Annotated in this window: 20 protein-coding genes; 10 read left to right on the forward strand and 10 right to left on the reverse strand. The window is 70.4% G+C overall.

Going from position 1 to position 25,191, the window contains the following annotated elements; translation table 11 throughout:
• Position 1 precedes the first annotated feature (1 nt).
• Both argJ and H2041_RS10295 read right to left on the reverse strand, forming a co-directional pair.
• Positions 2-1,459 (reverse strand): bifunctional glutamate N-acetyltransferase/amino-acid acetyltransferase ArgJ, encoded by a 1,458-nt coding sequence (gene argJ, locus H2041_RS10290; protein WP_293412294.1) that lies wholly within the window; start codon positions 1,457-1,459, stop codon positions 2-4.
• Entirely contained in the window at positions 1,459-2,433 is a 975-nt protein-coding gene (locus H2041_RS10295) for a peptidylprolyl isomerase (protein WP_293412296.1), read from the reverse strand. Before H2041_RS10295 ends, argJ begins: the two co-directional genes overlap by 1 nt.
• Positions 2,434-2,582: 149 nt before the next feature.
• Here H2041_RS10295 and H2041_RS10300 point away from each other — a divergent pair, with 149 nt between their 5' ends.
• From H2041_RS10300 to secA, 4 genes are all read left to right on the forward strand, one after another.
• The gene (locus H2041_RS10300; protein ID WP_293412298.1) at positions 2,583-3,752 is read left to right on the forward strand and encodes an acetyl-CoA C-acyltransferase; all 1,170 of its coding nucleotides are present in this window, start codon (positions 2,583-2,585) and stop codon (positions 3,750-3,752) included.
• Positions 3,753-3,886: 134 nt separating this feature from the next.
• Positions 3,887-5,071: an FIST N-terminal domain-containing protein gene (locus tag H2041_RS10305; protein ID WP_293412300.1), complete on the forward strand. Its 1,185-nt coding sequence runs from the start codon at positions 3,887-3,889 to the stop codon at positions 5,069-5,071.
• A 1-nt stretch (position 5,072) separates the two neighbouring features.
• Complete coding sequence (locus H2041_RS10310; protein WP_293412302.1) at positions 5,073-6,812, forward strand: ATP-binding protein; 1,740 nt, start codon at positions 5,073-5,075, stop codon at positions 6,810-6,812.
• Positions 6,813-7,005: 193 nt separating this feature from the next.
• Positions 7,006-9,771, forward strand: coding sequence for a preprotein translocase subunit SecA (gene secA, locus H2041_RS10315; protein WP_293412304.1), 2,766 nt, complete (start codon positions 7,006-7,008; stop codon positions 9,769-9,771).
• A 10-nt stretch (positions 9,772-9,781) separates the two neighbouring features.
• Here secA and H2041_RS10320 read toward each other — a convergent pair whose 3' ends face one another.
• Both H2041_RS10320 and H2041_RS10325 read right to left on the reverse strand, forming a co-directional pair.
• Positions 9,782-10,168 carry a nuclear transport factor 2 family protein gene (locus H2041_RS10320; RefSeq protein ID WP_293412306.1) on the reverse strand — a complete coding sequence of 129 codons (387 nt, stop codon included), beginning with the start codon at positions 10,166-10,168 and terminating at the stop codon, positions 9,782-9,784.
• Complete coding sequence (locus H2041_RS10325; protein WP_293412308.1) at positions 10,165-11,151, reverse strand: NADPH:quinone reductase; 987 nt, start codon at positions 11,149-11,151, stop codon at positions 10,165-10,167. Before H2041_RS10325 ends, H2041_RS10320 begins: the two co-directional genes overlap by 4 nt.
• 153 nt (positions 11,152-11,304) lie before the next feature.
• Between H2041_RS10325 and H2041_RS10330 the strand changes: the two genes are divergently transcribed.
• The 5 genes from H2041_RS10330 to H2041_RS10350 all read left to right on the forward strand — a co-directional run bounded on the left by H2041_RS10330 (position 11,305) and on the right by H2041_RS10350 (position 16,491).
• Complete coding sequence (locus tag H2041_RS10330) at positions 11,305-12,405, forward strand: NADH:flavin oxidoreductase (protein ID WP_293412310.1); 1,101 nt, start codon at positions 11,305-11,307, stop codon at positions 12,403-12,405.
• Position 12,406: 1 nt separating this feature from the next.
• Entirely contained in the window at positions 12,407-13,558 is a 1,152-nt protein-coding gene (locus H2041_RS10335; protein WP_293412312.1) for a saccharopine dehydrogenase NADP-binding domain-containing protein, read from the forward strand.
• Between the two features lie 109 nt (positions 13,559-13,667).
• Positions 13,668-14,267: a TetR/AcrR family transcriptional regulator gene (locus H2041_RS10340; protein ID WP_293412314.1), complete on the forward strand. Its 600-nt coding sequence runs from the start codon at positions 13,668-13,670 to the stop codon at positions 14,265-14,267.
• A gap of 65 nt (positions 14,268-14,332) precedes the next feature.
• Entirely contained in the window at positions 14,333-15,484 is a 1,152-nt protein-coding gene (locus tag H2041_RS10345; protein WP_293412316.1) for an epoxide hydrolase family protein, read from the forward strand.
• On the forward strand, positions 15,481-16,491 hold the full coding sequence (locus H2041_RS10350; RefSeq protein ID WP_293412318.1) for a low specificity L-threonine aldolase: 1,011 nt from the start codon (positions 15,481-15,483) through the stop codon (positions 16,489-16,491). The genes H2041_RS10345 and H2041_RS10350 overlap by 4 nt, the downstream gene beginning before the upstream one ends.
• Here H2041_RS10350 and H2041_RS10355 read toward each other — a convergent pair.
• The 6 genes from H2041_RS10355 to H2041_RS10380 form a co-directional block, all read right to left on the reverse strand.
• Complete coding sequence (locus H2041_RS10355) at positions 16,488-18,146, reverse strand: alpha/beta fold hydrolase (RefSeq protein WP_293412320.1); 1,659 nt, start codon at positions 18,144-18,146, stop codon at positions 16,488-16,490. The two genes, H2041_RS10350 and H2041_RS10355, sit on opposite strands and share 4 nt — an antisense overlap.
• 70 nt (positions 18,147-18,216) lie before the next feature.
• A complete protein-coding gene (locus tag H2041_RS10360; RefSeq protein ID WP_367133444.1) occupies positions 18,217-19,212 on the reverse strand; it encodes an NAD(P)H-dependent flavin oxidoreductase in 996 nt (331 codons plus the stop codon).
• An 89-nt stretch (positions 19,213-19,301) separates the two neighbouring features.
• Positions 19,302-20,261, reverse strand: a complete 960-nt coding sequence (locus H2041_RS10365; RefSeq protein ID WP_293412322.1) for an acetyl-CoA carboxylase carboxyltransferase subunit alpha — start codon at positions 20,259-20,261, stop codon at positions 19,302-19,304.
• A gap of 97 nt (positions 20,262-20,358) precedes the next feature.
• Positions 20,359-21,387 (reverse strand): mechanosensitive ion channel domain-containing protein, encoded by a 1,029-nt coding sequence (locus tag H2041_RS10370; protein ID WP_293412324.1) that lies wholly within the window; start codon positions 21,385-21,387, stop codon positions 20,359-20,361.
• 1 nt (position 21,388) lies between these two features.
• Complete coding sequence (locus H2041_RS10375) at positions 21,389-22,309, reverse strand: site-specific tyrosine recombinase XerD (RefSeq protein ID WP_293412326.1); 921 nt, start codon at positions 22,307-22,309, stop codon at positions 21,389-21,391.
• Positions 22,306-23,634: a hypothetical protein gene (locus tag H2041_RS10380; RefSeq protein ID WP_293412328.1), complete on the reverse strand. Its 1,329-nt coding sequence runs from the start codon at positions 23,632-23,634 to the stop codon at positions 22,306-22,308. Before H2041_RS10380 ends, H2041_RS10375 begins: the two co-directional genes overlap by 4 nt.
• A 115-nt stretch (positions 23,635-23,749) precedes the next feature.
• Between H2041_RS10380 and H2041_RS10385 the strand changes: the two genes are divergently transcribed.
• Positions 23,750-25,189 carry a coniferyl aldehyde dehydrogenase gene (locus H2041_RS10385; RefSeq protein WP_293412330.1) on the forward strand — a complete coding sequence of 480 codons (1,440 nt, stop codon included), beginning with the start codon at positions 23,750-23,752 and terminating at the stop codon, positions 25,187-25,189.
• Positions 25,190-25,191 lie beyond the last annotated feature (2 nt).

Below are 25,191 nucleotides of genomic sequence, written 5' to 3' on the forward strand. Positions count from 1 at the left end.
CTCAGGAGCGGTAGTCGCCGTTGATGGCTACGTACTGCTTGGTCAGGTCGCAGGTCCAGACGGTGGCCGAGCCGCGGCCGACGCCCACGTCGACGAAGACCTCGAGCTCCTGGCGCTTCATATAGGCGCTCATCTTCTCCTCGTCGTAGGTCGGCGAGATCAGGCCGTCCTGCGCCGCCCAGTGGTCGCCGAAGCGGACCGACAGCTGGTCGCGGTTGATCGGCTCGTCCGCGCGTCCCACGGCCATGACGATGCGGCCCCAGTTGGCGTCCTCGCCGGCGAAGGCGGTCTTGACCAGGGGGCTCTCGGCGATGGTGCGGGCGATCTTCCGCGCCGAGGCCGGGCTTTCGGCGCCGGCGACGGTGATCTTGACGAACTTGGTCGCCCCTTCTCCGTCGCGCACGAGTTGCAGGGCGAGGTCGAGCAGCACCCCTTCCAGCTTGTCGCGGAAGTCGGCCAGCCGCTTGTCGCCGGCCCGCGAGATCTTCGGCGCGCCGGACTGGCCGGTGGCGAACAGCATCAGGCTGTCGTTGGTCGATCGGTCGCCGTCCACCGTCACGGCGTTGAACGTCGTGCGCACATAGAGGCTGACCAGGGTCTGCAGGGCCGGCGCGGCGATGGCCGCGTCGGTGACCACGAAGGCCAGCATGGTGGCCATGTCGGGCGCGATCATGCCCGAGCCCTTGCAGATGCCGGCGATGCGCACCTTGGTCCCGTCGATGGTCGCCTCGGCATAGGCGCCCTTGGGAAAGGTGTCGGTGGTCATGATGGCGCGGGCCGCGCCGGTCCAGCCGTCCTCGGTCAGCTTCTGCTCCACGTCGGGCAGGCGCTGGATGATCTTGGCGTCGTCCAGCAGGACGCCGATGACGCCGGTGGAGGCCACCATGACGTCGCGCTGCCGGCAGTCGAAGCGCTTGCCCACGGCCGAGGCCACGCGGCGGACCGCGTCGGCCCCCGGCTTTCCGGTGAAGGAATTGGCGCAGCCGGCGTTGACCACCAGGGCGCGGACCTCGGTCCCCTTGGTGACGGCCAGCTGCTTCTGGCACCAGTCGACGGGCGCCGAGCCGACGCCGTGGCGGGTGAACACGCCAGCCACCGTCGTCCCGGGATCGAAGGCCATGACGAGGAGGTCGTCGCGCTCGTGCTTGTAGAAGCCGGCGCGCCCCGTGGCCATGCGGACGCCGGCGATCGGCGGCATCTTCGGAAAGGGCACGGCGAGCGGCGAGACCGGCAGGGCGCCCTTGGCGGGTGCGGCGGCCGCGGCCGGAGCGGCTGGCGCGTCGAAGGCGCGGCTGGTCTTGTCGGCCCGCTTCAGGGCGGCCCGTTTGAGCGCGCTGGCCAGGGGGTCGAGGGCCCGTTCGATGGTCTGGCCGACCACCTCGACGGGGCGGGTCGAGCCCTCCGACGTCTTCGAGCGGGACTTGGCCTTGGGGGCGGGATCTGCGGGCTTGCGCGCCATCAGTCGGCCCCTCCGGTCTTCTCCGCGGCCTTGGCCGCCGGGGCCTTCTCGGCCGGGGCGGCCTTGGGGGCCGGCGCGGCGTCGGCCGGCTCCACCGGCGCCCCCGGCACGGGTTCGGCCGCCCCGATCAGGGTCTCCACCTTGGCGCGACCGCGCAGCTTCTCGAGAAGGTCGCGGACCTGGTCATAGGTCAGGAAGCGGATGATCTGCGGCCGGGCGGCCTCCAGCGTGATCGGCTCTTCCAGCCGGCGGTCCTCGATACGGACCACCGCCCAGCCGCCCTCCACTTCGAAGGGGCCGACCACCTCGCCGGCCTTGGCGGTCTTCAGCGCGTCCTCATAGGCCTCGGGCATGACGTCGGTGGTGAAATAGCCGAGGTCGCCGCCGTTGAAGCGCGTGGCCGCGTCGGTCGAGCGCTCCATGGCCAGGGCCTCGAAGGAGGCGCCGGTGGCCAGCAGGTTCTTGATCGCCTCGCCCTCCTCCTGCGTCGCGACGACGATCTGGCGGGCGCGGATCTCCTCGGACTGCCGGGCGAGCTTGAGCTGCTCCTGATAGAGGCTGCGGATGGCGTTCTCGTTGACGGCGTCGGAGACGACGCTTTCCACGAGCATGTCGCCCAGGATCCGTTCGCGGGCTGCGGCCAGCCGGCGCTGCGCCACCGGATCCTCGTCGAGATTGCGCTCGAGCGCCTCGGCGGCGAGCAGCTTCTGGTCGATCACCTCGTCGAGCACGCGCCGGAACAGGTCGGACGAGATGTCCAGCGGCTCGCCCTCGCCGATCAGGCCCTGGGCGACCGCCTCGCGCTTCACGTCCGAGGCCCAGACCGTCTTGCCGTCGACACGGGCGACCGCCTCGTCGCCGGGCTGCGGCGGGCGTTCGGCGCCGCCGCGGTCGCCACAGGCGGCGAGCGCCAGTCCCAGCGCCGCGAGGAGGGCGGCCAAGCCGCCGAGACGAAAGGGCTTTTCACGCATCATGGCCGGTTTCCCTGACGCCCGTCGGAAGGCCGAGGGCGAAGTCCGTCCCTAGCCATTTCCCTCGCGGGATGCAAAGGTTGCGGCGATCAGGCCAAGGGGACCGCAGCACAAGCGCGTCGCCCGATCGCATTCATTTGGGAGAATTTCGTATGCGCGAAGCCGTAATCGTTTCCTATGCCCGCACCGGGCTCGCCAAGTCGGGCCGTGGGGGCTTCAACATGACGCCCACAATGAGCATGGGCGCGCATGCGGTGAAGCACGCGGTGGAGCGCTCCGGTCTCGACCCGGCGGAGATCGAGGACTGCATCATGGGCAACGTGACCCACGGCGCGGGCAACCTCGGCCGTCAGGTGGGCCTGCTGGCCGGCCTGCCGATCACCACCTCGGGCTCGACCGTCAACCGCTTCTGCTCCTCGGGCCTCAACACCATCGCCACGGCGGCGAACTACGTGCGCAACGACGGCGCCGACGCCGTGGTCGCCGGCGGCGTCGAGTCGCTGTCCATCCCGGGCGGCGGCGGCGGCCGTGAGAACATCGACCCGGCGCTGGTGCAGCAGTACCCGGCCATCTTCATGCCGATGATCGACACCGCCGACGTGGTGGCCGAGCGCTACAAGATCAGCCGCGAGTACCAGGACGAGTACTCCCTGGAGTCGCAGAAGCGCATGGCCGCGGCCCAGCAGGCGAACAAGTTCAAGGACGAAATCGTCCCCATGAAGACCAAGATGAAGCAGGTCAACAAGGAGACGAAGGAAGAGACGATCGTCGACTACACGGTCGATCGCGACGAGTGCAATCGTCCCGACACCACCCTGGAAGGCCTGGCCAAGCTGCAGCCCGTCCGCGGCGAGGGCAAGTTCATCACCGCCGGCAACGCCAGCCAGCTGTCGGACGGCGCCGCCGCCGTGGTGATCATGGATTCCAAGGCCGCCGAGAAGAAGGGCCTGAACCCGATGGGCGCCTTCAAGGGCTGGGTCGTCGCCGGCTGCGCCCCCGACGAAATGGGCATCGGCCCGGTCTTCGCCATTCCGCGCCTGCTGAAGCGCCACGGCCTGAAGGTCGACGACATCGACCTGTGGGAACTGAACGAGGCCTTCGCCTCGCAGTGCCTGTACTGCCGTGACGAGCTGAAGATCGATCCCGAGAAGTACAACGTGAACGGCGGCTCCATCGCCATCGGCCACCCCTACGGCATGACCGGCGCCCGCCTGGCCGGCCACATCCTTCAGGAAGGCAAGCGCCGCGGCGCCAAGAACGTCGTGGTCTCCATGTGCATCGGCGGCGGCATGGGCGCGGCCGGCCTGTTCGAAGTCTACTAAGACATCGTCGGCATCCTGCGGAGGCGGTTGGATAACCAACCGCCTCCAAGGGTTTCTTTAACGCTCCTCGCCTAGTCTTGGCCTCTTCTGCGTCCATGGGACGGACGCGCGGCCAGAATGACGCCGGAGCGCACATGCGGATCGCTTCCGCCTATAGCCTCGCCGAGGGTCCGGCCGAAGCCGCCCTCGAGGCCTATCGCAGCCTGATCGCCCGTCTCGGCGCCGACCCCCAGCTGCTCGTCCTCTACACCACCGAACACAAGGCCCACCCGGCCCTCATCGACACCCTGGCCACTCTCGCGCCCGGGACGCAGATCGTCGGCGGCACCTCCTGCGGCGGCGTCATGACCGAGGCGGGCTTTCACGCCGGCCCCGACGGGGCGGTGGGGTTGCTCGGCGTCCTCGATCCCGACGGGGCCTATGGCGTGGGCGTCTCGGCTGTCGCCCAGGACGCCCGCCGCGCCGGCGCGGAGGCGGTGGAGCGCGCCCTGACCGCGGCCGGCCGCGACTTCGAAACTCCCGACCTCGTCTGGTGCTGCCAGCCCCCGGGCTGCGAGGAAGAGGTGCTGGCCGGCGTCCAGTCGGTGATCGGCGAACGGACCCCGATCATCGGCGGCAGCTCGGCCGACGAGGCGATCGCCGGCGCCTGGCGGCAGTTCTCGGCGCAGGGCGCCCTGGAAGACCACGTGGTCATCGCCGTCCTATTCCCCACCCGCGGCCACGGCGCGGCCTTCCAGAGCGGCTATGCGCCGACGGGCCGCTACGGCTTGGTCACCCGAGCCCAGGCCCGCCAGGTGCTGGAGATCGACCACCGCCCCGCCGCCGAGGTCTACAGCGCCTGGACAGACGGCGTGGTCGACGCCGCAGCCTCCGGGGCCATCCTGGCCAAGAGCACGCCAACCCCGCTCGGGCGCGTCGCCGCCGAGGTCCAGGGGGTGCCGATGTTCGTCCTGTCCCACCCGGCCCTTCTCGGCACGGGCGGCGACCTGTCGCTGTTCACCGACATCCGCACGGGCGACGTGGTGCACCTGATGCGCGGATCGCCGGACTCCCTGGTCAAGCGGGCGGGCCTGGTGGTGGAGGACGCCTGCGCCATGGGCGGCTGGCGCCGGGCCGAGACCCTGGGGGGCCTCGTCATCTACTGCGGCGGCTGCATGCTCCACGTGCGCGAGCAGATGGACGAGGTGGTCGACCAGATCCGCGCCGCGATGCCGGGCGCGCCGTTCCTGGGCGCCTTCACCTTCGGCGAGCAGGGGGCGATCGTCGACTCCTGCAACCGGCACGGAAATCTCATGGTCTCAGCCCTGACCTTCGGCTGACATGGTCGACCTGGACAAGGAGCAGCTGCGCGAGGCCCTGGCGTCGGCCAAGCAGATCGAGGCGGCGCTCGCCGAGCGGATCCGCGAGCAGGACCTGATCCTGAACGGGCTCGAGGCCCTGCAAGGCGAGGAGGAGCCGGCCGCCCTGCTGCAGCGCGCCTTCGACACCCTGGGCCGGAGCATCGCCTTCAACCTGGCCCTGATCCTGGAGCCCGAGGGGGAGAGCTTCGTCTGCACCGCCGCCACCGATCCGGCCGCGGTCGGCGCCCGCTGGCCGGCGGGCGGCTTCTTCAGTCGCGTCGCCAACGGCCGGGCGGCCGTCGTCCCGGACAACCGACGGCCGCCGGAATGGTCGCAGTGCGAGGGCCTGGCGCCCCTCCCCGGCGGCGGCATCTACGCCCCGGTCTCGGCCAGCGCCGGCCAGGGGCTTCTGGTGCTGCAGTCCCACAAGCCGGGCGCCTATTCGGCGCGGGACGGCGCCCTCGTCTCGCGGCTCAGCCTGCTGATCTCCCAGACCCTCGCCCAGGCCCAGCGCCGCCGCCTGGCGGAAGCCGCGCACCTGGCGGAGACCGAACGCCGCGCCGCCGTGGAGGCGAGCGAGGCCAAGTCCCGCTTCCTGGCCAATATGAGCCACGAGATCCGCACGCCGCTGAACGGCGTCACCGCCGTGGCCGACATGCTGGCCCTGACCAGGCTCGATCCGCGCCAGGCGGAGATGACGCGCCTGATCGCGGACTCGGGCCGCATGCTCGAGCGCCTGCTGAACGATGTCCTGGACTTCGCCAAGATCGAAGCCGGCCATCTGGCGATTGCGTCGGAGCCTTTCGACCTGGCGCCGGACCTCGCGCCGGTGATCGATCTCTTCGCCGCCAGCGCCGGCGAGAAGGGCCTCGTCTTCCACCGAATGATCACCGAGGCCGCGTCGGGCCGCTTCGTCGGCGACAGCCTGCGCGTGCGCCAGATCCTGGCCAACCTGCTCAGCAATGCGGTGAAGTTCACCGAGGCCGGAAGCGTGAGCCTGCACATCGACGCCCGCCCGTGCGGCGCCGAGGAGGTCGAGATCGAGATGACGGTCGCCGACACCGGCTGCGGCTTCTCCGCCGAACAGTCGCAGCGGCTGTTCAGCCGCTTCGAGCAGGTCGACGATTCCATCACCCGGCGGTTCGGCGGCACGGGGCTTGGCCTGACCATCTCGCGCTCGCTGGCGCGCCTGATGGGCGGCGACATCACCTGGTCTTCCGTCCCGGGCGAGGGCTCGACCTTCCGCGGCGCGTTCCGCACGCGGCGGGCCGCCGGTGACGGTCTCGAGCCTCAGGCGCCCGATCTGGAGGCGCTGCGGCCGCTGCGCGTCCTGGTCGCCGAGGACAACCCGAACAACCGCCGGATCGTCGCCATGATCCTGGAGATGGTCGAGGCGCAGGTGACCTACGCCGAGAACGGCCAGGAGGCGCTCGACGCCTTCGCCCCGGACCGTTTCGACGTGGTCCTGATGGATCTGCAGATGCCGGTGGTGGACGGGCTGACCGCGACCGCCGCGATCCGCAGGACCGAAGCGGCCGACGGCGCGCGCCGCACGCCGGTCATCGCCCTGTCAGCCAACGCCATGGCCCACCACGTGGCCGAGGCGCTGGCGGCCGGCGCGGACGCGCACGTCGCCAAGCCGATCAGCCCGCAACGCCTGATCGAGACGATGATGGCCCTGGTCGCGGCCGAGCCTTCGCCCGAGGCGGCGGTGGGCTGACGAGGCCCCAGCGCCGGGCCGCCGGCCGCGCCAGGTCGCCCAGGGGACGAGCCTGCGTTGACACTCAAGGGGTCGCTGCTTAAGTCTCGCGCTCGCTCAACTGAGCGGACTCCGGGCCGGCGAAGGTCAGACGGCGCGCCGTGCGAAACGCCCCGTGAGCCCGCATCGACCGCATTCTCGGACGCCCCCACATATGTTCTTCCAACGGCTCTTCGGCTCCACGAACGACCGCAAGGTCAAGGCCTTCCAGGCGCGGGTCGCCAAGATCAACGCGCTGGAGCCTCAGATGGAGGCCCTGTCGGACGAGGCGCTCCGGGGCAAGACCGCGGAGTTCCGGGAGCGCCTCGCCAGGGGCGAGACCCTCGACCAGATGCTGGAGGAGGCGTTCGCGGTGGTCCGCGAGGCGTCCAAGCGGACCATCGGCCTGCGTCACTTCGACGTGCAGATGGTCGGCGGCATGGTCCTGCACCGCGGCGGCATCGCCGAGATGCGCACCGGCGAGGGCAAGACCCTGGTGGCCACCCTGCCCGTCTACCTGAACGCGCTGGAGGGCAAGGGCGTCCACGCCATCACGGTCAACGACTATCTGGCCCAGCGTGACGCCGAATGGATGGGCCAGATCTACCGTTTCCTGGGCATGAGCGTGGGCGTCATCGTCCATGGCCTGTCGCAGGGCCAGCGGCAGCAGGCCTACCGGTCCGACATCACCTACGGCACGAACAACGAGTTCGGCTTCGACTATCTGCGCGACAACCTGGTCTACGAGACCGGCGAGATGGTCCAGCGCGGCCATAACTTCGTGATCGTCGACGAGGTGGACTCCATCCTGATCGACGAGGCGCGCACCCCGCTGATCATCTCCGGCCCCACCGAGGACCGCAGCGAGTTCTACAAGACCATCGACGCCCTGGTGAAGGAGCTGATCAAGGATCCGTCCACCTTCGATCACGACGAGAAGCAGCGCCAGGTGCTGCTGACCGAGGAGGGCTCGGAGAAGATCGAGGAGATTCTGGAAGCCGGCGGCCACCTGGCCGAGGACTCCGCGGGCCTCTACGATCCGGCCAACGTCTCGGTGGTGCACCACGTCAACCAGGCCCTGCGCGCCAACGTGCTCTACACCCGCGACAAGGACTACATCGTCCGCGCCGGCGAAGTGATCCTGATCGACGAATTCACCGGCCGCATGATGCAGGGCCGCCGCCTGTCGGAAGGTCTGCACCAGGCCATCGAGGCCAAGGAAGGCGCCCATATCCAGCCCGAGAACCAGACCCTGGCCTCGGTGACGATCCAGAACTACTTCCGCCTCTACAAGAAGCTGTCGGGCATGACCGGCACGGCCTCCACCGAGGCCCAGGAGTTCGGCGACATCTACAAGATGGAGGTCGTCGAGATCCCCACCAACCGGGCCATCGCCCGCGTGGACGAGGACGACGAGGTCTATCGGACCGCCCGCGAGAAGAACCTGGCGATCCTCAAGCAGATCGAGGACTGCTACGTCCGCGGCCAGCCGATCCTGGTCGGCACGGTGTCGATCGAGAAGTCCGAGCTGCTCTCGGAGCTGCTGAAGACCCATGAGTTCGAGGTCGACGGCAAGAAGCAGAAGGGCATTCCGCACAACGTGCTGAACGCCCGCTATCACGAGCAGGAAGCCGTGATCGTGGCCGACGCCGGCGTGCCGGGCGCGGTGACCATCGCCACCAACATGGCCGGCCGCGGCACCGACATCCAGCTCGGCGGCAGCGTCGACATGCGGCTTTCGCGCTGGCGCGAGGAGCAGCTGGGCCTGGGCATCGAACCGGACGCCGACGCCCTGGCCGCCAAGCGGGCGGAGATCGAGACCGACATCGCCGACCTGAAGGCCAAGGCGCTGGCCGCCGGCGGCCTCTATGTGCTGGGCACCGAGCGCCATGAAAGCCGCCGGATCGACAACCAGCTGCGCGGCCGGACGGGCCGCCAGGGCGACCCGGGCCGCTCGAAGTTCTTCCTGTCCTGCGAAGACGACCTCCTGCGCATCTTCGCCGGCGACCGGTTGGACGCCATCATGCGCACCTTCGGCGTCCAGGAAGGCGAGGCCATCACCCACAAGTGGCTGAACGGCGCCATCGCCACGGCCCAGAAGCGCGTCGAGCAGCGCAACTACGAGATCCGCAAGAACCTGCTGAAGTACGACGACGTCGTGAACGACCAGCGCAAGGCCGTGTTCGAGCAGCGCCAGGAGTTCATGGAGGCCAAGGACCTCACCGAGGTCATCGACGAGATGCGGGCCGACACCATCAAGGACCTGGTCGCCCGTCACCTGCCGCCCAAGGCCTATGCCGAGCAGTGGGACGTCGAGGGCCTGGACGAGCGGGTGCGCGAACTGCTCGGCCTGCAACTGCCCATCAAGGAGTGGGCGGCCGAGGAAGGCATCGCCAACGAGGAGATCCACGAGCGGATCAGCAAGGCCGCCGACGCCCGCGCCAAGGAGCGCGAGGCCATGATCCAGGCCGAGAACATGCGGGCCATCGAGAAGAGCTTCCTGCTGCAGACCATCGACCTGCAGTGGCGCGAGCACCTGATGCACCTCGACCACCTGCGCAACGTCATCGGCCTGCGCGGCTACGGACAGCGCGATCCGCTGAACGAGTACAAGACCGAAGCCTTCTCCCTCTTCGAGAAGCTGCTGGTCGACCTGCGCCAGAACGTCACCAAGTGGCTGATGACGGTGGAGTTCTCTATCGCCGAACCCGAGCCCCCGCCCGCCCCGCCGCCGGGCCGCCTCATGGAGGTCCACCTCGACCCCCTGACCGGCGAGAACGCCGCCACCGCCGGCGCCCTGCCCGCCGGTCTCTCGCGCGAGCAGCGCGAGGCCCTGCCGATCTCCTCCCTGCCCGCCGGCTGGGAGCAGACCGGCCGCAACGCCCTCTGCCCCTGCGGCTCGGGCAAGAAGTTCAAGCACTGCCACGGGGCGCTGGTCTGAAGACCAGCGCTTAGCGCTCCGTCAGGGTGACGAAGGTCTCGCTTTCGATCAGCCACTGGCCGCGGACCTTCTTCCAGGCGGCCAGGTACCAGCCGGAGATGTGTTCGCCGCGGCTCCTGGAGACGGCGACCCAGGTTCCGCGCTCGGCGGCGCGTTCGCCGTCGTGGGCGACCGCCACCTCGTCCGCCGTGCGGACATAGGCCGTGAAGTCCGGGTCCTGGAACTGGGCGGCGAAGGCCTGGACGACCGCCTCGGCGCCGGTGATCAGCGACCCGTCGCCGACGATCACCACGACGGCGGGATCGAAGAAGGGGCGCAGGCGCGTCGCGTCCTTGCCCGCGATCAGCTTGTTGGTCAGCCGCCGCCGGGCGCGGATGGCGTCTTCCGGCGCCGTCACGGCTCGACCACCACGGTGCCGGCCTTGTCGCCCGCCTCCACCGCCTCGTGAGCGGCGGCGCAGGCTTCCAGGGGGAAGGTCGCCGAGACCGACAGCAGCCGATCGCCCGTCCCGATCCAGCGGGTGATGTCGTCCTGCGCGCGTCGCCGCGCCTCGTGCGGACTGACGGGCAGGTAGACGCCCTGGATGCGCAGGTTCAGCCCCATCAGGGCGCCGGCCGGGATCCGCGGCTCCCGGTCGCCCTTGGTGGCGTAGTAGGCGAGCGAGCCGTTCGGGCGCACGCAGGCGAGGCTGGTGGCGACATTGCCGCCGAAGTCCACCTCCACCACATGGTCGACCCCTTGGCCGCCGGTCAGTTCGCGCACACGGGCGGCGACGTCCTCGGTCCTGTAGTTGATCACGTGATCGGCGCCGCCCGCGCGGGCGCGCTCGGCCTTGGCCTCGCCCGAGACGGTGGCGATCACGTTCGCGCCGGCCCACTTGGCGAGCTGGACGGCGTAGTGGCCGACCGCGCCGGCCCCGCCGGTGACCAGGACGGTGCGGCCCTGCACGGGTCCCGCCAGGAAGAGGGCCACGTGCGCCGTCATGCAGGGAATGCCCAGGGTCGCGCCCTGCGCGAAGCTGACGCCATCGGGCAGCTCGCGGATCAGGTCGACGTCGAGTTCGATGTATTCGGCCGCAGAGCCGAAGGCGCGGCCGTTGCGCTGGCCGTTGTAGAACCACACCCGCCGGCCGACCCAGGCCTGCGCCACGCCGGGTCCGACCGCCTCGACCACGCCGGCGCCGTCGCTGTTGGGGGTGATCTTCGGATAGGCCATGGGCGCGCCGCTGACGCCGCCCCGCATGCCGACGTCGGAGGGGTTCACGCCCGAGGCGCGCACGCGGATCAGCACCTCGCCCCGGCCAGGCTCCGGCTTCGGGCGCTCGCCCACCACCAGCACCTCGCGCGCCGGCCCCGTGCGGTCGTACCAGACGGCCTTCATCCTGCCTCCCATCCCGCCAGCGTGGATCGCCGATCCGCCCCTGCATGACGCGGCCGGCGGGGGGAAACAAGCCGGCTTCCGTTACGACGCCCTTCGTCTGACGGCCGCGCCGGTCTATGTGATGGGCGATCAGATATCATCCGAGGAGCCGCCATGGACCGTCCCGACCTCTTCGCCCCGCTCGCCTTCGCCCACGGCGCGTCGATGAAGAACCGGCTGATGCTGGCGCCCCTGACCAACACCCAGAGCCATGCGGACGGGACCCTGTCGGACGAGGAGTTCCACTGGCTGACCCTGCGGGCCAAGGGCGGCTTCGGCCTGACCATGACCTGCGCGGCCCACGTGCAGAAGATCGGCCAGGGCTTTCCGGGCCAGCTCGGCGTCTTTTCCGACGACCACCTGCCGGGCCTCACGCGCCTGGCCGCCGCCATCAAGGCGCAGGGCAGCCTGGCCGTGGTCCAGCTGCACCACGCCGGCAACCGCGCGCCCAAGGATCTGATCGGCGAGGCGCCGGTCTGTCCCTCCGACGACGCCGAGACCGGCGCCCGCGCGCTCGCCGGGGACGAGGTGGCGCAGCTGGTCGAGGACTTCATCGCCGCCGCCGAGCGGGCCAAGCGCGCCGGGTTCGACGGCGTGGAGATCCACGGCGCCCACGGCTACATCCTCTGCCAGTTCCTCTCGCCGGCCCTGAACCGACGCGAGGACGCCTATGGCGGATCGCTGGAGAACCGCACGCGGATCGTGCGCGAGATCGTCGCCGGCGTGCGCGCCCGCTGTGGGGAGGACTTCCTGCTGGGCCTGCGCCTCTCGCCCGAGCGCTTCGGGCTGCAGCTCGAAGACATCATCGCCTTCGCCGGCGAGATGCTGCAGGCGCCCGAGCTCGACTTCCTCGACATGTCGCTCTGGGACGTCTTCAAGGAGCCGGCGGAGGAGGCGTTCAAGGGCCGTTCGCTGATGTCCTACTTCACCGAGCTGCCGCGCGCCCAGGTGCGCCTGGGCGTGGCCGGCAAGATCATGAGCGCCGCGCAGGCGCGCCAGGTGCTCGCCGACGGCGCCGACTACGCCCTGATCGGACGCGGCGCCATCCTGCACCACGACTGGCCGGAGAAGGCCAAGGCCGATCCCGGCTTCACGCCCGTCGCCCTGCCCGTCACCCGCGCGCACCTGCGCGCCGAGGGGCTGAGCGATCCCTTCATCGCCTACATGAACAACTGGCCGGGCTTCGTCGCCCAGGACCAGACGGAGGACGCCTGACATGCGTAAGGACGCCGAGTTCGACATCATCGTCTATGGCGCCACCGGCTTCACAGGCCGGCTGGTGGCCGAGCACCTCCTGAAGCGCTACGGCGTCGGCAAGGACGTGAAATGGGCCATGGCCGGGCGCAGCCCCGACAAGCTGGCCGCCGTCCGCGACGAGATCGGCGCCCCGGCCGAGACGCCGCTGGTGGTCGCCGACGCCGACGACGCCGCCTCCCTGAAGGCCATGGTCGAGCGCGCCAAGGCCGTCATCACCACCGTCGGCCCCTATCAGCTCTATGGCTCGGATCTCGTCGCCGCCTGCGCTGCGGCCGGGACCGACTATCTCGACCTGTGCGGCGAGCCGGTCTGGATGCGCCACATGATCGACGCCCACCACGAGACGGCGAAGAAGAGCGGGGCGCGGATCGTCTTTTCCTGCGGCTTCGACTCCATCCCCTTCGAACTCGGCGTCTTCTTCCTGGAGGAGGCGGCCAAGGCCAGGTTCGGCCACACCCTGCCGCGCGTGAAGGGCCGGGTGCGCAAGATGAAGGGCGGCTTCTCCGGCGGCACGGCGGCCAGCCTGAAGGCGACCATGGCCGCTCTGGCCAAGGATCCCAGCCTGATCGCCCTGATGACCGACCCCTTCGCCCTTACCCCGGGCTTCAAGGGCCCCGAGCAGCCGAAGGGCGACAAGGTCGAGCAGGATCCCGACCTGGGCGCCGCCGTCGGCCCCTTCGTCATGGCGGCGATCAACACGCGCAACGTCCACCGCTCGAACCTGCTGACCGGCCACGCCTATGGGCGGGACCTCGTCTATGACGAGATGGTGGTGGTCGACCCCAACGCCCCGCCGGCCCCCGCCCTCGGCGCCGAGGGCGGCCCCAAGCCCGGCGAAGGGCCCAGCAAGGAGGAGCGCGAGAGCGGCTTCTTCGACCTGGCCTTCATCGGCCTGGGCGAGGGCGGAGAACGCCTGACCGTCGCCGTCACCGGCGACAAGGACCCGGGCTATGGCTGCACCTCCAAGATGATCGGCGAGAGCGCGGTCTGCCTGATCACCGAGGCGACGGACACGCCCGGCGGCGTCTGGACGCCTGGCGCAGCCATGGGGATGAAGCTGGTGGAGCGGCTGCGCGCCAATGCGGGCATGACCTTCGAGGTCGAGGCCTGAGCCAGGGGCGCGGCCCACCGGCGCACGGGGGGCGAAAGCAGTTGCGCTTACGTCGTAAATGTAACAGGAAGGGGAGCGGCCTGCGCCGCTCAACTTCCCTGCGAGTTCCATGCCCCGCGTCCTGACCGAGTCCGACGTCGCCGACTTCCGCGAACGCCTCTGCGAGGCGGCTGAGCGGCTGTTCGCCGGCAAGGGACCGGAAGCGGTGACCATGCGCCAGCTCGCCGCCGAGCTGGGCGTCAGTCCGATGACGCCCTACCGCTACTTCAAGGACAAGGACGACATTCTGGCCGCCGTCCGCACGATGGGCTTCGACCGGTTCGCCGAGGCCCTGGAGACCGCCTACGCCACCGAGGGCGACGCGCGGGCCCGCGGCGCGGCCGTGGGCGAGGCCTATGTCACCTTCGCCTTCGAGCATCCGCAGACCTACAAGCTGATGTTCGACATGTACCAGCCGGACGAGGACGCCTATCCGGAGCTGAAGCGCGCGGCCCAGCGGGCCCGGGCGACCATGAGCGACTATGTGAAGGCCCTGGTCGAGAGCGGCCACCTGGCCGGCGACCCCGAACGGATCGGCGAGATGTTCTGGGCCTCCACCCACGGCTGCATCGTGCTGGAGATGACCGGAAAGCTGCCGCCGGGCGGCGCTCGGAAGCTGATCGGCGAGGTCAACTCGGCCATCTCACGAGGTCTGCGCCCCCAGGCCTGATCGGGCTTGACGCCCTTAGCGGCGCCTGTCGCACCTTGTCCGAAAGAGAGCAAGGGAGCGCGCCGTTGAGCCAGATCCAACCCTTCGAAGTCCGCTGGGACGAGGCGCAGGTCGCCGCCGTGCTGGACCAGGTGCGCGCCTATCCCTGGCCGCCGATCCCGCAGGTTCCCGACGGCTGGGCCTATGGCTGCGACGCGGCCTATCTGAGGGACCTCTGCGCCCACTGGACCGAGGCCTACGACTGGCGCGCCGCGCGCGACGAACTGAACCGCTTCCCGCAGTTCACCGCCCGCGTCGAAGACTTCGACCTGCACTTCGTCCATGTGGTGGGCGAGGCGGGGGGAAGGCGGCCGCTGATCCTCTCCCACGGCTGGCCGGGCTCGCACTACGAGTTCTGGGGCGCGATCGAGAAGCTGGCCTTTCCCTCCCGCTTCGGCGGACAGGCGTCGGACGCCTTCGACCTCGTGATCCCGTCCCTGCCCGGCTTCGGCTTCTCGTCCAAGCCGGTGCGGCCGATCGGACAGCGGGCGACCGCGCGGCTCTTCAACACGCTGATGGTCGAGGTGCTGGGCTATTCCGCCTATCTCGCCCAGGGCGGCGACTGGGGCTCGATGATCACCTCCTGGCTCGGCCACGATCACGGCCAGCACGCCAGGGCCATCCACCTGAACATGATGGCGTTCCGTCCCGCCGGGGGGCCGCAGTCCGAGGCCGAGACCGCCTGGATGACGCGCCAGGCCGGCATGATGGACCTGATGGGGGCCTATTTCCGCCTGCAGGCGTCCAAGCCCCAGTCGCTGGCCTGGCTGGGCGCCGGCAATCCGGTGGGCCAGGCGGCCTGGATCGCCGAGCGCTTCCACGACTGGTCGGACCTGTCGGCCAAACCCTTCGACGAGGTCCACCCGAAGGACCGGCTGCTGACCAACATCATGCTCTATGTGATGACCGACTCGTTCGCCACCGGCGCCTGGTACTATCGCGGCCTGCTGGAGGAGGGCGGGATCGCGCTCAAGCCCGGCGAGCGCTGCGAGACGCCGACCGCCTTCGCCAACTTCCCCGGCGAGCCCCTCTATTCCGCCCCGCCGCGCAGCTGGGCCGAGCGGGCCTACAACCTCGTCCGCTGGACCGACATGCCCCGCGGCGGCCATTTCGCGGCCATGGAGGAGCCGGATCTGTTCGTTGAGGACGTTCGCGACTGGGGTAGAAGCGCGGGATGATCGCCCGCTACGACTTCGCCTCGGACAACACCGCCCCCGCCGCCCCAGAGGCCATCGCCGCGCTGAACGCCGCCAATGCGGGCTTCGCCGCCAGCTATGGCGCCGATGCGACGACCGCCCGCGCCGCCGACCTCATCCGCGAACTGCTGGACGCCGACGCCGAGGTGCGGTTCGTGACCTCCGGCACGGCGGCCAATTCCATCAGTCTGGCGGCGCTCTGCCGCCCCTTCGAGGCGGTGCTGGCGCATCGGGACTCCCATGTGGCCACCGACGAGACGGGCGCGCCCGCCTTCTTCGGCCACGGCCTGGCGATCCGCGGCCTGTCCGGCGCGTCCGGGCGCATCGAGCCGGCGGCGCTGCAGGCGGCGCTGGCGGCGCCGGAAAGCGCCCACGCCCAGCCGCCGGCGGCGCTCTCGCTCACCCAGGCCACGGAATATGGAACCGTCTATTCGGCCGACGACCTGGGCGCCCTGATCGGCCCGGCGCGCGGGCGCGGCTGCGGCGTCCACCTGGATGGCGCACGGCTCGCCAACGCCATGGCTGCGGGCTTCGATCCCAAGGCGATCCAGGGACTGGGCGTGGACCTGCTGGTCATCGGCGGGACCAAGGCCGGCATGACGCCCGCCGAAGCCATCGTCCTGTTCCGCAAGGACCTCGTCCCCCGTTTCGACGCGCGCCTGAAGCAGTCGGGCCAACTGCCGTCCAAGAGCCGCTACTACGCCGCCCCCTTCGTCGGCATGCTGCAGGACGGATCGTTCGTCCGCCGCGCCGCCCACGCCAACGCCATGGCGCAGAAGCTGGCCGGCCTCACGCCCTTTCCGCTGCGCCACCCGGTCGAGGCCAACGGCGTCTTCGTGGAGATGGACGAGGCCGCCCTGAGGCGCCTGCACGCGGCGGGCTGGGCGGCCTATCGCTTCATCGACGGCTCTGTGCGCTTCATGTGTTCCTGGGCGACGACCGAGGCGGCGGTCGAGGAGCTGGCCGGAACCCTTCGCGCGATCGCCTAGGCCGCCATCCAGCCCATGATCTCGGGCCAGTGCTTGTGCGGCAGGAAGTGGCCCACGCCGTCGAAGACCCGCACCTGATGCGGCGCATGGCCGAGCCAGGAGAGAACCTCCTCCACGCTGGTCACCGTGTCCTCCGCGCCGTGCCAGACCGACACGGGCGCGCGCAGGCGCGGCCAGGACGCGCCGTCGCTGGAGGCGAGCAGGACGGTTTCCCGGGCGACGCCCTCTGAGCCTCGCGTCAGACTCTCGCCCATGTAGGCCTGGATGAAGTCGACCACTCCGGGGTGGCGGGCGAGGTAGGCGCCGTCGCCAGGCGCCGATGCGCCGGCCCGCACCATCCGCTCGACGAGGCTGTGCGAAAGCCGGCGACGGAACACGGCGTACATCGGCCCGGCCACCCAGCGCAGCCGCAGCATGCGCCGGCGAAGCAGGACCAACGGATTGCGCCGGTCCTCAGGCCGCTCGGGCGCTGCGCCCGTCGGACGGGCCGAGGCCAGGAGCACGTGCTCGACCTCGCCGGCCATGTCCTCGGCATAGCTGAGGGCGAAGGCGGCGCCATACATCATCGCCGCCACCCGCACGCGACGCATGTCCAGGGCGCGGGTCAGGTCGCCGAGATCGGCGGCGACCGCCTCGAGGCTGAGATCCGGATGGAGGTCCGAGCGCCCGACGCCCGGGCGTTCCGCGCAGACGATCCGCAGGCCCAGGTCCCGGGCCAGTTCGTCCGACCCCCGCGGCAGAAGGGATGATCCCAGCCCCTGGTGAAAGACCATGCAGGGGCGGCCGTCCGGCCGTCCATATACGCGATAGGCCAGAGCCCGGCCGTCGGGCAGCCGGTGGATGCGGACCGGAGGAGCCGCCATCAGGGCCCCGGCCTCGCTGGCCGAGACGATGGCGGGCTCCGGCTGGATCGAGTTCGACAAGGCGCTGAGCTGCGCCAGGGCCCGGACGAGTTCGCTCTGCCGGTTGAGCCCCATCTTGTCGAACACCGCCCGCAGCTGGTTGCGCACGGTGTTGAGGGAGACGCCTAGGTCGTCCGCGGCCTCCTTCAGGGTGCGGCCCGCCTTGAGGCGCGCCGCCAGCCGGGTCTCCGCGGCGGTGAGGCCGAAACTGGCGCGGACGGTCATCCACAGCCGGTCGGTGTTTTCCGGCGCCGGAAAGATGACGGCGACCTTGGCCCGAGGGGCCTCCCTGCCCTCGACGCCCTGTCGCAACATAGCCGGCAGGGCCTCAATGGGCCCGACATAGGCGAACCGCGGATCCTCGTCCTCGGCCTGGACCAGACGGACGATGACCTGGGCCGCGCCCGTCTCCCCGAGCCGACGGCGGGCCTCGACCAGCGCCTCGTGATTGGCCGGGCTGAACAGCGGCCGTCCCGCGGCGTCGTCCGCCCCCAGCTTGCCCCGCAAGAGCGACTTGCCCGCGGCGTTCCAGCCCACGACGGCGCCGTCGGCGGCCAGCAGCAGCAGGCCCACGGCCGGAGGACCGACCGGCGCGTCTTCCAAGCCGTCCATGTCCGTCTCGGACGGCGCATCGGCGGGCGCGTCGGCCAGGGCGGTGACGAGGCTTTCCCAAAGCGCCGGATCGGCCGCGACCGTGTGCAGGGTCTCGATGAGCTGATCGGCCTCAGAACGACGGACGGCGGCGGACGGCACGGCGACTCTTCATGAAGGGAACAGCCGCCAGATTACAGTCGCCCGCGGGATCGCCAACCGCCTAAGGCCCTCAGGCCGGCGCCAGGGTCCGGTGTCCCAGCATGCGCGTCAGGCGGCCCTGGATGATCTCCTCGGCCTCCTTGACGATCCGGCTGACCAGTTCCTGGCAGGTGGGAATATCGTGGATCAGGCCCTGGACCTGACCCGCCGACCAGATGCCGTGGTCGGGATCGCCGGTCTCGTAGACGACGCGGCCGCGGGAGCCGGCCACCAGCTCGCGCACGTCCTCGAACTTGGCGCCCGAGCGCTCCAGCTCCACCACCTTGCGGCTGATGTCGTTGCGCGCCACGCGGCTGGTGTTGTGCATGGTGCGGAAGATCAGGTCGGTCTGGCGCTCGTCGTTTTCGACGATCTGGCGCTTCACGTTCTCATGGATCGGGCTTTCCACCGTGCACATGAAGCGGGTGCCCATGTTGATGCCCTCGGCGCCCAGGGCGAGCGCCGCAGCCAGGCCGCGTCCGTCGCCGAACCCGCCCGAGGCGATCATCGGGATCTTCACCTTGTCGGCGGCGGCCGGGATCAGGATCAGGCCCGGCACGTCGTCCTCGCCGGGGTGACCGGCGCATTCGAAACCGTCGATGGAGATGGCGTCCACGCCCATCCGCTCGGCCGACAGGGCGTGGCGGACGGCGGTGCACTTATGCAGCACCAGGATGCCGTGCTTCTTGAATTCCTCGACGTGCTCGGCGGGCTTGTTGCCGGCCGTCTCGACGATCCTGATTCCCGAATCGATGATCGCCTGCCGGTACTCCGCATAGGGCGGCGGGTTGATGGCCGGCAGGATGGTCAGGTTCACGCCGAAGGGCTTGTCGGTCATGGACCGGCAGCGCTCGATCTCCTTGACCAGGTCCTTAGGCGTCGGCTGGGTCAGCGCGGTGATGAAGCCCAGGCCCCCGGCGTTGGCCACGGCGGCCACCAGCTCGGCGCGGCCGACCCACTGCATGCCGCCCTGCACCACGGGATGCTCGACCCCGAACATCTCGGTGAAACGGGTCTTCAGCGCCATCACGTCCTCCCAAACGTCTGTTTGGACGCACTCAAGACCTTGAACGCCGTTCAGGCAAGCGGCGACCTGAGGTCAGCCGCCGAAGTCGCTCACAGGCCCGACCGTCCGATGGCGTAGAAGCGCTCCGACCGCTTGGCGCGGAGGACGTCGGAGGCGACGCCGTCGAGGGCGGAAAGCTCTTCCTCCACCGCATCGCCGACGGCGGCCATGGCCGCGGCGGGATCGGAATGCGCGCCACCCGGCGGTTCGGGGACGATGCGGTCGACGATCTTCATCTTGAGAAGATCCTGGGCGGTGATCTTCATCGCCTTGGCCGCCTCTTCCGCCGTGCGCGAGCCGCGCCAGAGGATGGAATTGGCGCCTTCGGGCGGGATCACCGAATAGATGGCGTGCTCCATGATCAGCACGCGGCTGCCGCAGGCGATGCCGAGCGCGCCGCCCGAGCCGCCCTCGCCGGTGACGACGGCCACCATGGGCACGCCGAGCATCAGGGCCTTCTGGGTCGAGCGGGCGATCGCCTCGGCCACGCCGCGCTCCTCGCTGCCCACGCCCGGATAGGCGGCGGGCGTGTCGACGAAGCTGACCACCGGCAGGTTGAACTGCTCGGCCATCTCCATCAGCCGGATCGCCTTGCGATAGCCCTCGGGCCGGGCGTAACCGAAATTGTGCTTCACGCGGCCGACGGTGTCGCGGCCCTTCTCGTGGCCCATGACCACCACGGGCCGCCCCCGGAAGCGGCCCAGGCCGCCCAGGATCGCCTGATCGTCGGCGAACTTGCGGTCGCCGCGCAGCTCGACGAAGTCCTCGATCAGCGCCTCGGCGTAATCGACGAAGTGCGGCCGGTCAGGATGGCGGGCGACCTGCGTCTTCTGCCAGGCGTCCAGCTTGGCGTAGGCCTTGACCCGCATTTCCGAGGCGCGCGCCCGCAGGGCGTCGATCTCGGCGTCCAGCGCGCCGGCCTCGGCGGTCTCCGACAGACGCTGGAGCTCCTCGATCTTGGCTTCGAGATCGGCGATGGGGCGCTCGAACTCGAGATAGTGGGCGGCCATCGAGGTCACTTTGTCCCTGGCTGTGCACGAAAGCGCGCGAAGTTAGGCGCGATCCCCCCGCGTCACAAGTGCGTCGCCGAACGCTTGGGCCCGTTGGTCACGGCGGCGCGCCGTCGGGCGGCATCGCCTCGGCTTCCGGATCCGGTTCGGGCAGCGGCCGCTGGATGTCCTTGGCCGCGTCGTTCGTGCTGCGGCTCCGGGCCGCCGGCTCGGGCGCCGCAGGCTCCGGGTGTTCCAGGCGCAGGGCCGACAGGGCCGCCTCCCCTTCCTGGCCGAACAGACCGCGCAGGCGCACGTCACGCTGCGGGAAGGGGATTTCGATGCCGGCCTTGCGCAGGGCGTCGTCGATGGCCCAGGTGTAGGCTGCGTGCATGGCGTTGGGCCGCTTCACCGCCGGCAGGTCCGGCCAGACCAGCAGCTCGAAGTTCAGCGACGAATCGCCGAAGCCGACCAGCCACACCTGGCTCTTCTGGCTCTCGGTGTCGGGTTGCGTGAAGGGCAGCGCCCGGGCGGCGGCCAGCACCACGTCGCGCACCTTCTCCTTGTCGGCGCCGTAGGCCACGGCGAACGGAATATGGATGCGCCGCGTGGCGCCATGCAGGGTCCAGTTGACGAGGGTGCCTTCGATCAGGTGCGAGTTGGGGACGATGATGTCGATATTGTCGTTGTTGCGGATGCGGGTGGCCCGCGGCCCGATCTCCTGCACCTGGCCCCGCTGGCCGCTCTCCAGCTCCACATAGTCGCCGATATTGACCACTCGGTCGAAGATCAGGACGAGGCCGGAGACGAACTCCTTCACCACGCCCTGCAGGCCCAGGCCGACGCCCACGCCGATGGCCCCGGCGAAGATGGCCAGCGAGGAGAAGTCGATGCCGACCGTGGACAGGCCTGCGATCAGGCCGAGGATGATCACCCCGTAGGTGATCAGCTTCTCCACGATGTAGAGCGCCGCCCCGCCGTAGCGCGCCCGCGAACGCAGACGCCTCAGGCCAAGCGCCGAGAAGCGGGCGATCACGATGGCGGCCAGGATCACCAGCAAGCCCGCGACCACGCCGCCCAGCGTCACAGGCGTCCGGCCCACGGTGAAGAGCACCAGCTCCTCGAGCTGCTGAAGGTCGCCCTGCATGCTAGCGCTTACGTCCGAGAGGATGCTTGGTTGCAACCACCTCCCGAAGCCGGTCGCCGGCGAGGTGGGTGTAGACCTGGGTGGTGGCGATGTCGGCGTGACCGAGCAGGGTCTGCACCACCCGCAGGTCGGCGCCGCCCTCCAGCAGATGGGTGGCGAAGGCGTGACGCAGCACGTGGGGGCTGACCCGAGCCGGATCGATCCCGGCGTCGGCGGCCGCCTCGTCCAGCTGCTGGGCGAAGCGCCGGGGCGTCAGCCGCCCGCCCTTGCCCCGCGAAGGAAACAGCCACGGATTGGCCGCGTCCCCCTTCGGCAGGAAGGCCTTCCGCACCTCAAGATAGGCTTTCACCGCCGCCCGGGCGGGCGCGTTCAGCGGCACGAGCCGCTCCTTGCCGCCCTTGCCCTTGACGATCAGATAGGCCGGATCGCGCGCCAGGGCGGCCAGCGGCAGCGCCGTCAGCTCCGAGATCCGCAGACCCGAGGCGTAGATCAGCTCCACCATGCAGGCGAGCCGCAGGCCCTGCGCCCCGTCCCGCGCGCCTGCGGCGGAGATCAGGCGGTCCACCTCCTCGCGGCTGAGGATCTTCGGCAGGGGCCGGCCCTTCTTCGGCGCGTCGACCCGGCGCGAGGGATCGTCCTTGCGCCAGCCTTCGCCCAGGACGAAGCGATAGAACTGGCGCACTGACGCCCGGCGGCGGGCGGCGGTGGAGGCGGCGAGACCGCGGTCGGCCAGGGCGGCGAAATAGGCTTCGATGTCTTCGGCCGCGGCGACGGCGAGGTCTGAGTCGCGGGCGGCGAGAAAGCCCTGAGCGTCGGCAAGGTCCTTGCCGTAGGCGGTCAGCGTGTTGCGCGCCGCGGCGCGCTCCACCGCCATCATCTCCAGGAAGGCTTCGATCCAGCCCTGCGCGTTCGCGCCGCTCATCGCAGAGCCAGCAGGCCTTCGACGGCGAAGTCGCGGGCGTGCTGGTCCAGGCCCGCAGCCTTGAGGGCGCGGACGATGTGCGTTCGGTCGGCCGGCGCGGGCCCCGCGGCGCCCGCCTCTGCGGCGATCCAGAGCGCCAGCATCGCGGTCTCCCCCGGGAGGCGCCGTTCGGAGGCCAGCGCCAAGGCGAGCGTGCGGGCTTCAGGGGCCTTGGCCTCGCCGATGGCGAAGCGGGCGAACTCGCCGCGGGCCTGTGGGCTCATGGGCGAGCCCAGGGCGGCGAAGATGGCGGCGGCCTGCTGAGCCCGGGCGCGCGCCTTGGCCTCGCCGATCCCGCCCCGCTCGACGAGGCGATCGAGGGTGGCTCGGTCCTCACGGCCGGCGGACGCCGCGATCAGGGCGTCCAGCAGGGCGAGGTCGAAGGCGCCGGCCTCCGGGATTTCGTCCTGAACGAGGGTGGCGCGGACATTCTCCGCCAGCGCCAGGTCGCCCTGGGCGAGCACCGCCATGGCCGCGGAGACGGGGCCAGGCCCGGCCACGAAGGTCCAGCGGGCCTCGAGCGGCGTCTCCGGCGCGAGCGCCGCGGCGACGGCGGGCGCAGGCTCGGCCGCCGTCAGATCGAGCCCGAGGCTGCGGGAGAGGGCGTAGTCCAGGCCGTTGCGCAGGGACGGCGCGCCAGGATCGCCGACGCCGGCCAGCTTGGCGCCCATCAGGCGGCCGTAGGCGGCGTCCCGTTCGACGCTCTGGGCCAGGTCGAAGGTCAGCTGGGCGGCGGCCGTCTCGCCGGCCCGGGCCTGGCAGAAGGCGCGCAGGCGCAGCCAGTAGATGCGGTCGCGGTCGGTGGTGAGCGCCTCGGCGGCGTCGCACGCCCCCTGCTCGTCGCCCGCCAGCAGGGCGGCTTCGGCCGCCGCACGGGAGAGCGGTTCGCTGCGCTCCACCTGGGCCGTGCGCTGGAGGATCATGCGGGCGGCCTCGGCGTCGCCCAGGGCGACCAGCGCCTGGGCCCTGGCCGCCGCCAAGGCCGGATCGTTTCCGCCGCCTTCCGGTCCCTGCGCCCCGGTGGCCAGGACGCGGCGCGCCAGCGCGGCGGCGGCCGGGGACAGCGGCTTCTGCGCGAGCAGAGGGATCACGGTCGAGGCCGTCGCGGCCGAGGCCTCGCGCCAAAGGTCGGCCGGCAGGCCCGTCTCGCGCCCTGCTGTGGAGAAGAGATCCAGCGCCGGCAGGGGCGCAGCCTCGACGGCGACCTGGGCGGCGACGGCCTGCGGCAGGGCGAGCCCGGCGGCGAGGACCAGGGCGGGAAGTCGGAAGTGTCTGCGGAAGTCCATGGCGCCACCATAAGCCAGCCGAGCGGCGGGTCACCGCTGTTCGGCTCAGTTTCCGCATGACAGCCCCCGCGTAAACCGAGCTCTACTGAAGCCGACAAGATTATGGGAGGCTTCCATGACCGGCGAACCCACCAGGGACGACATGATGGCCGTGCTGGCCCGGCAGAAGGCGGCGCAGCTGGCCGACGGCCCCCCGTCGGAGGCCCTGCGGGCCGAACGCCTGGACCGCTGCATCGGCCTGCTGGTCGATCACGCCGAGGCGATCGCCGAGGCGCTGAACGCCGACTTCGGCTCGCGGTCCAAGGCGGTGACGGGCCTCACCGACGTCTCGGCCTCCATCGGGCCGCTGAAGCACGCCAAGGCCAATCTGAAGGCCTGGATGCGGCCGGAAAAGCGCAAGACGACGCCCGCCATCCTCGGCCTCTTCGGCGCAAAAGCGCAGATCCAGTATCAGCCCAAGGGCGTGGTGGGCGTGATCAGTCCGTGGAACTTCCCGGTGAACCTGACCTTTGCCCCGCTGGCCGGCATCCTCGCCGCCGGCAACCGGGCCATGATCAAGCCCTCTGAGCTGACTCCGGCGACCTCCGAGCTGATGAAGTCGATGTTCGCCAAGGCTTTCTCGGAGGAGGAGATCGCCGTCTTCACCGGCGGGCCGGACGTCGGCCAGGCCTTCTCCGGCCTGCCCTTCGACCACCTGATCTTCACCGGCGGCACGGCGGTGGCGCGCCACGTCATGCGGGCGGCCTCGGAGAACCTCGTGCCCGTCACCCTGGAACTGGGCGGCAAGAGCCCCGTGGTGATCTCCGAAAGCGCCGACATCAAGACGGCCGCGGCCCGCATCATGGCCGGCAAGACGCTGAACGCCGGCCAGATCTGCCTGGCGCCGGACTATGTCCTCGCCCCCGAAACCAAGATCGGGGAGTTCATCGAGGAAGCGCGCCAGTCGGTCGCCAAGATGTTCCCGACCATCAAGGACAATCCGGACTACACCGCCATCATCTCCCAGAAGCACTACGAGCGGATCACCGGCTATGTGGAGGATGCGCGGGCCAAGGGCGCCCAGGTGGTCGAGCTGAACCCCGCGGGGGAGGACTTCAGCCAGCAGCCCTATCGCAAGATCCCGCCGACCCTGATCCTCAATCCGACGGAGGAGATGGCGGTGATGCAGGAGGAGATCTTCGGCCCGGTCCTGCCGGTGAAGACCTATCGCAAGACCGCCGAGGCCGTCGACTATGTCAACGCCCACGAGCGGCCGCTGGCCCTCTACTGGTTCGGGACCGACGAGGCCGAGCGCGACCACGTGCTGGCCAACACTACCTCGGGCGGGGCGACGATCAACGACGTGATCTTCCACGTGGCGCAGGAGGAGCTGCCCTTCGGCGGCGTCGGGCCCTCAGGCATGGGCAGCTATCACGGCCACGACGGCTTCCGCGAGTTCAGCCACGCCAAGTCGGTCTACAGCCAGATCAGGAAGGACATCGGCCCTCTGCAGCGGATGCGGCCGCCCTACGGTCCGGCCATCGCCGGTTATCTGAAGGGCGCGACCCGCCGCTGAGG

The sequence above is a fragment of the Phenylobacterium sp. genome (genome assembly GCF_013911965.1).
Classification (GTDB): domain Bacteria; phylum Pseudomonadota; class Alphaproteobacteria; order Caulobacterales; family Caulobacteraceae; genus Phenylobacterium.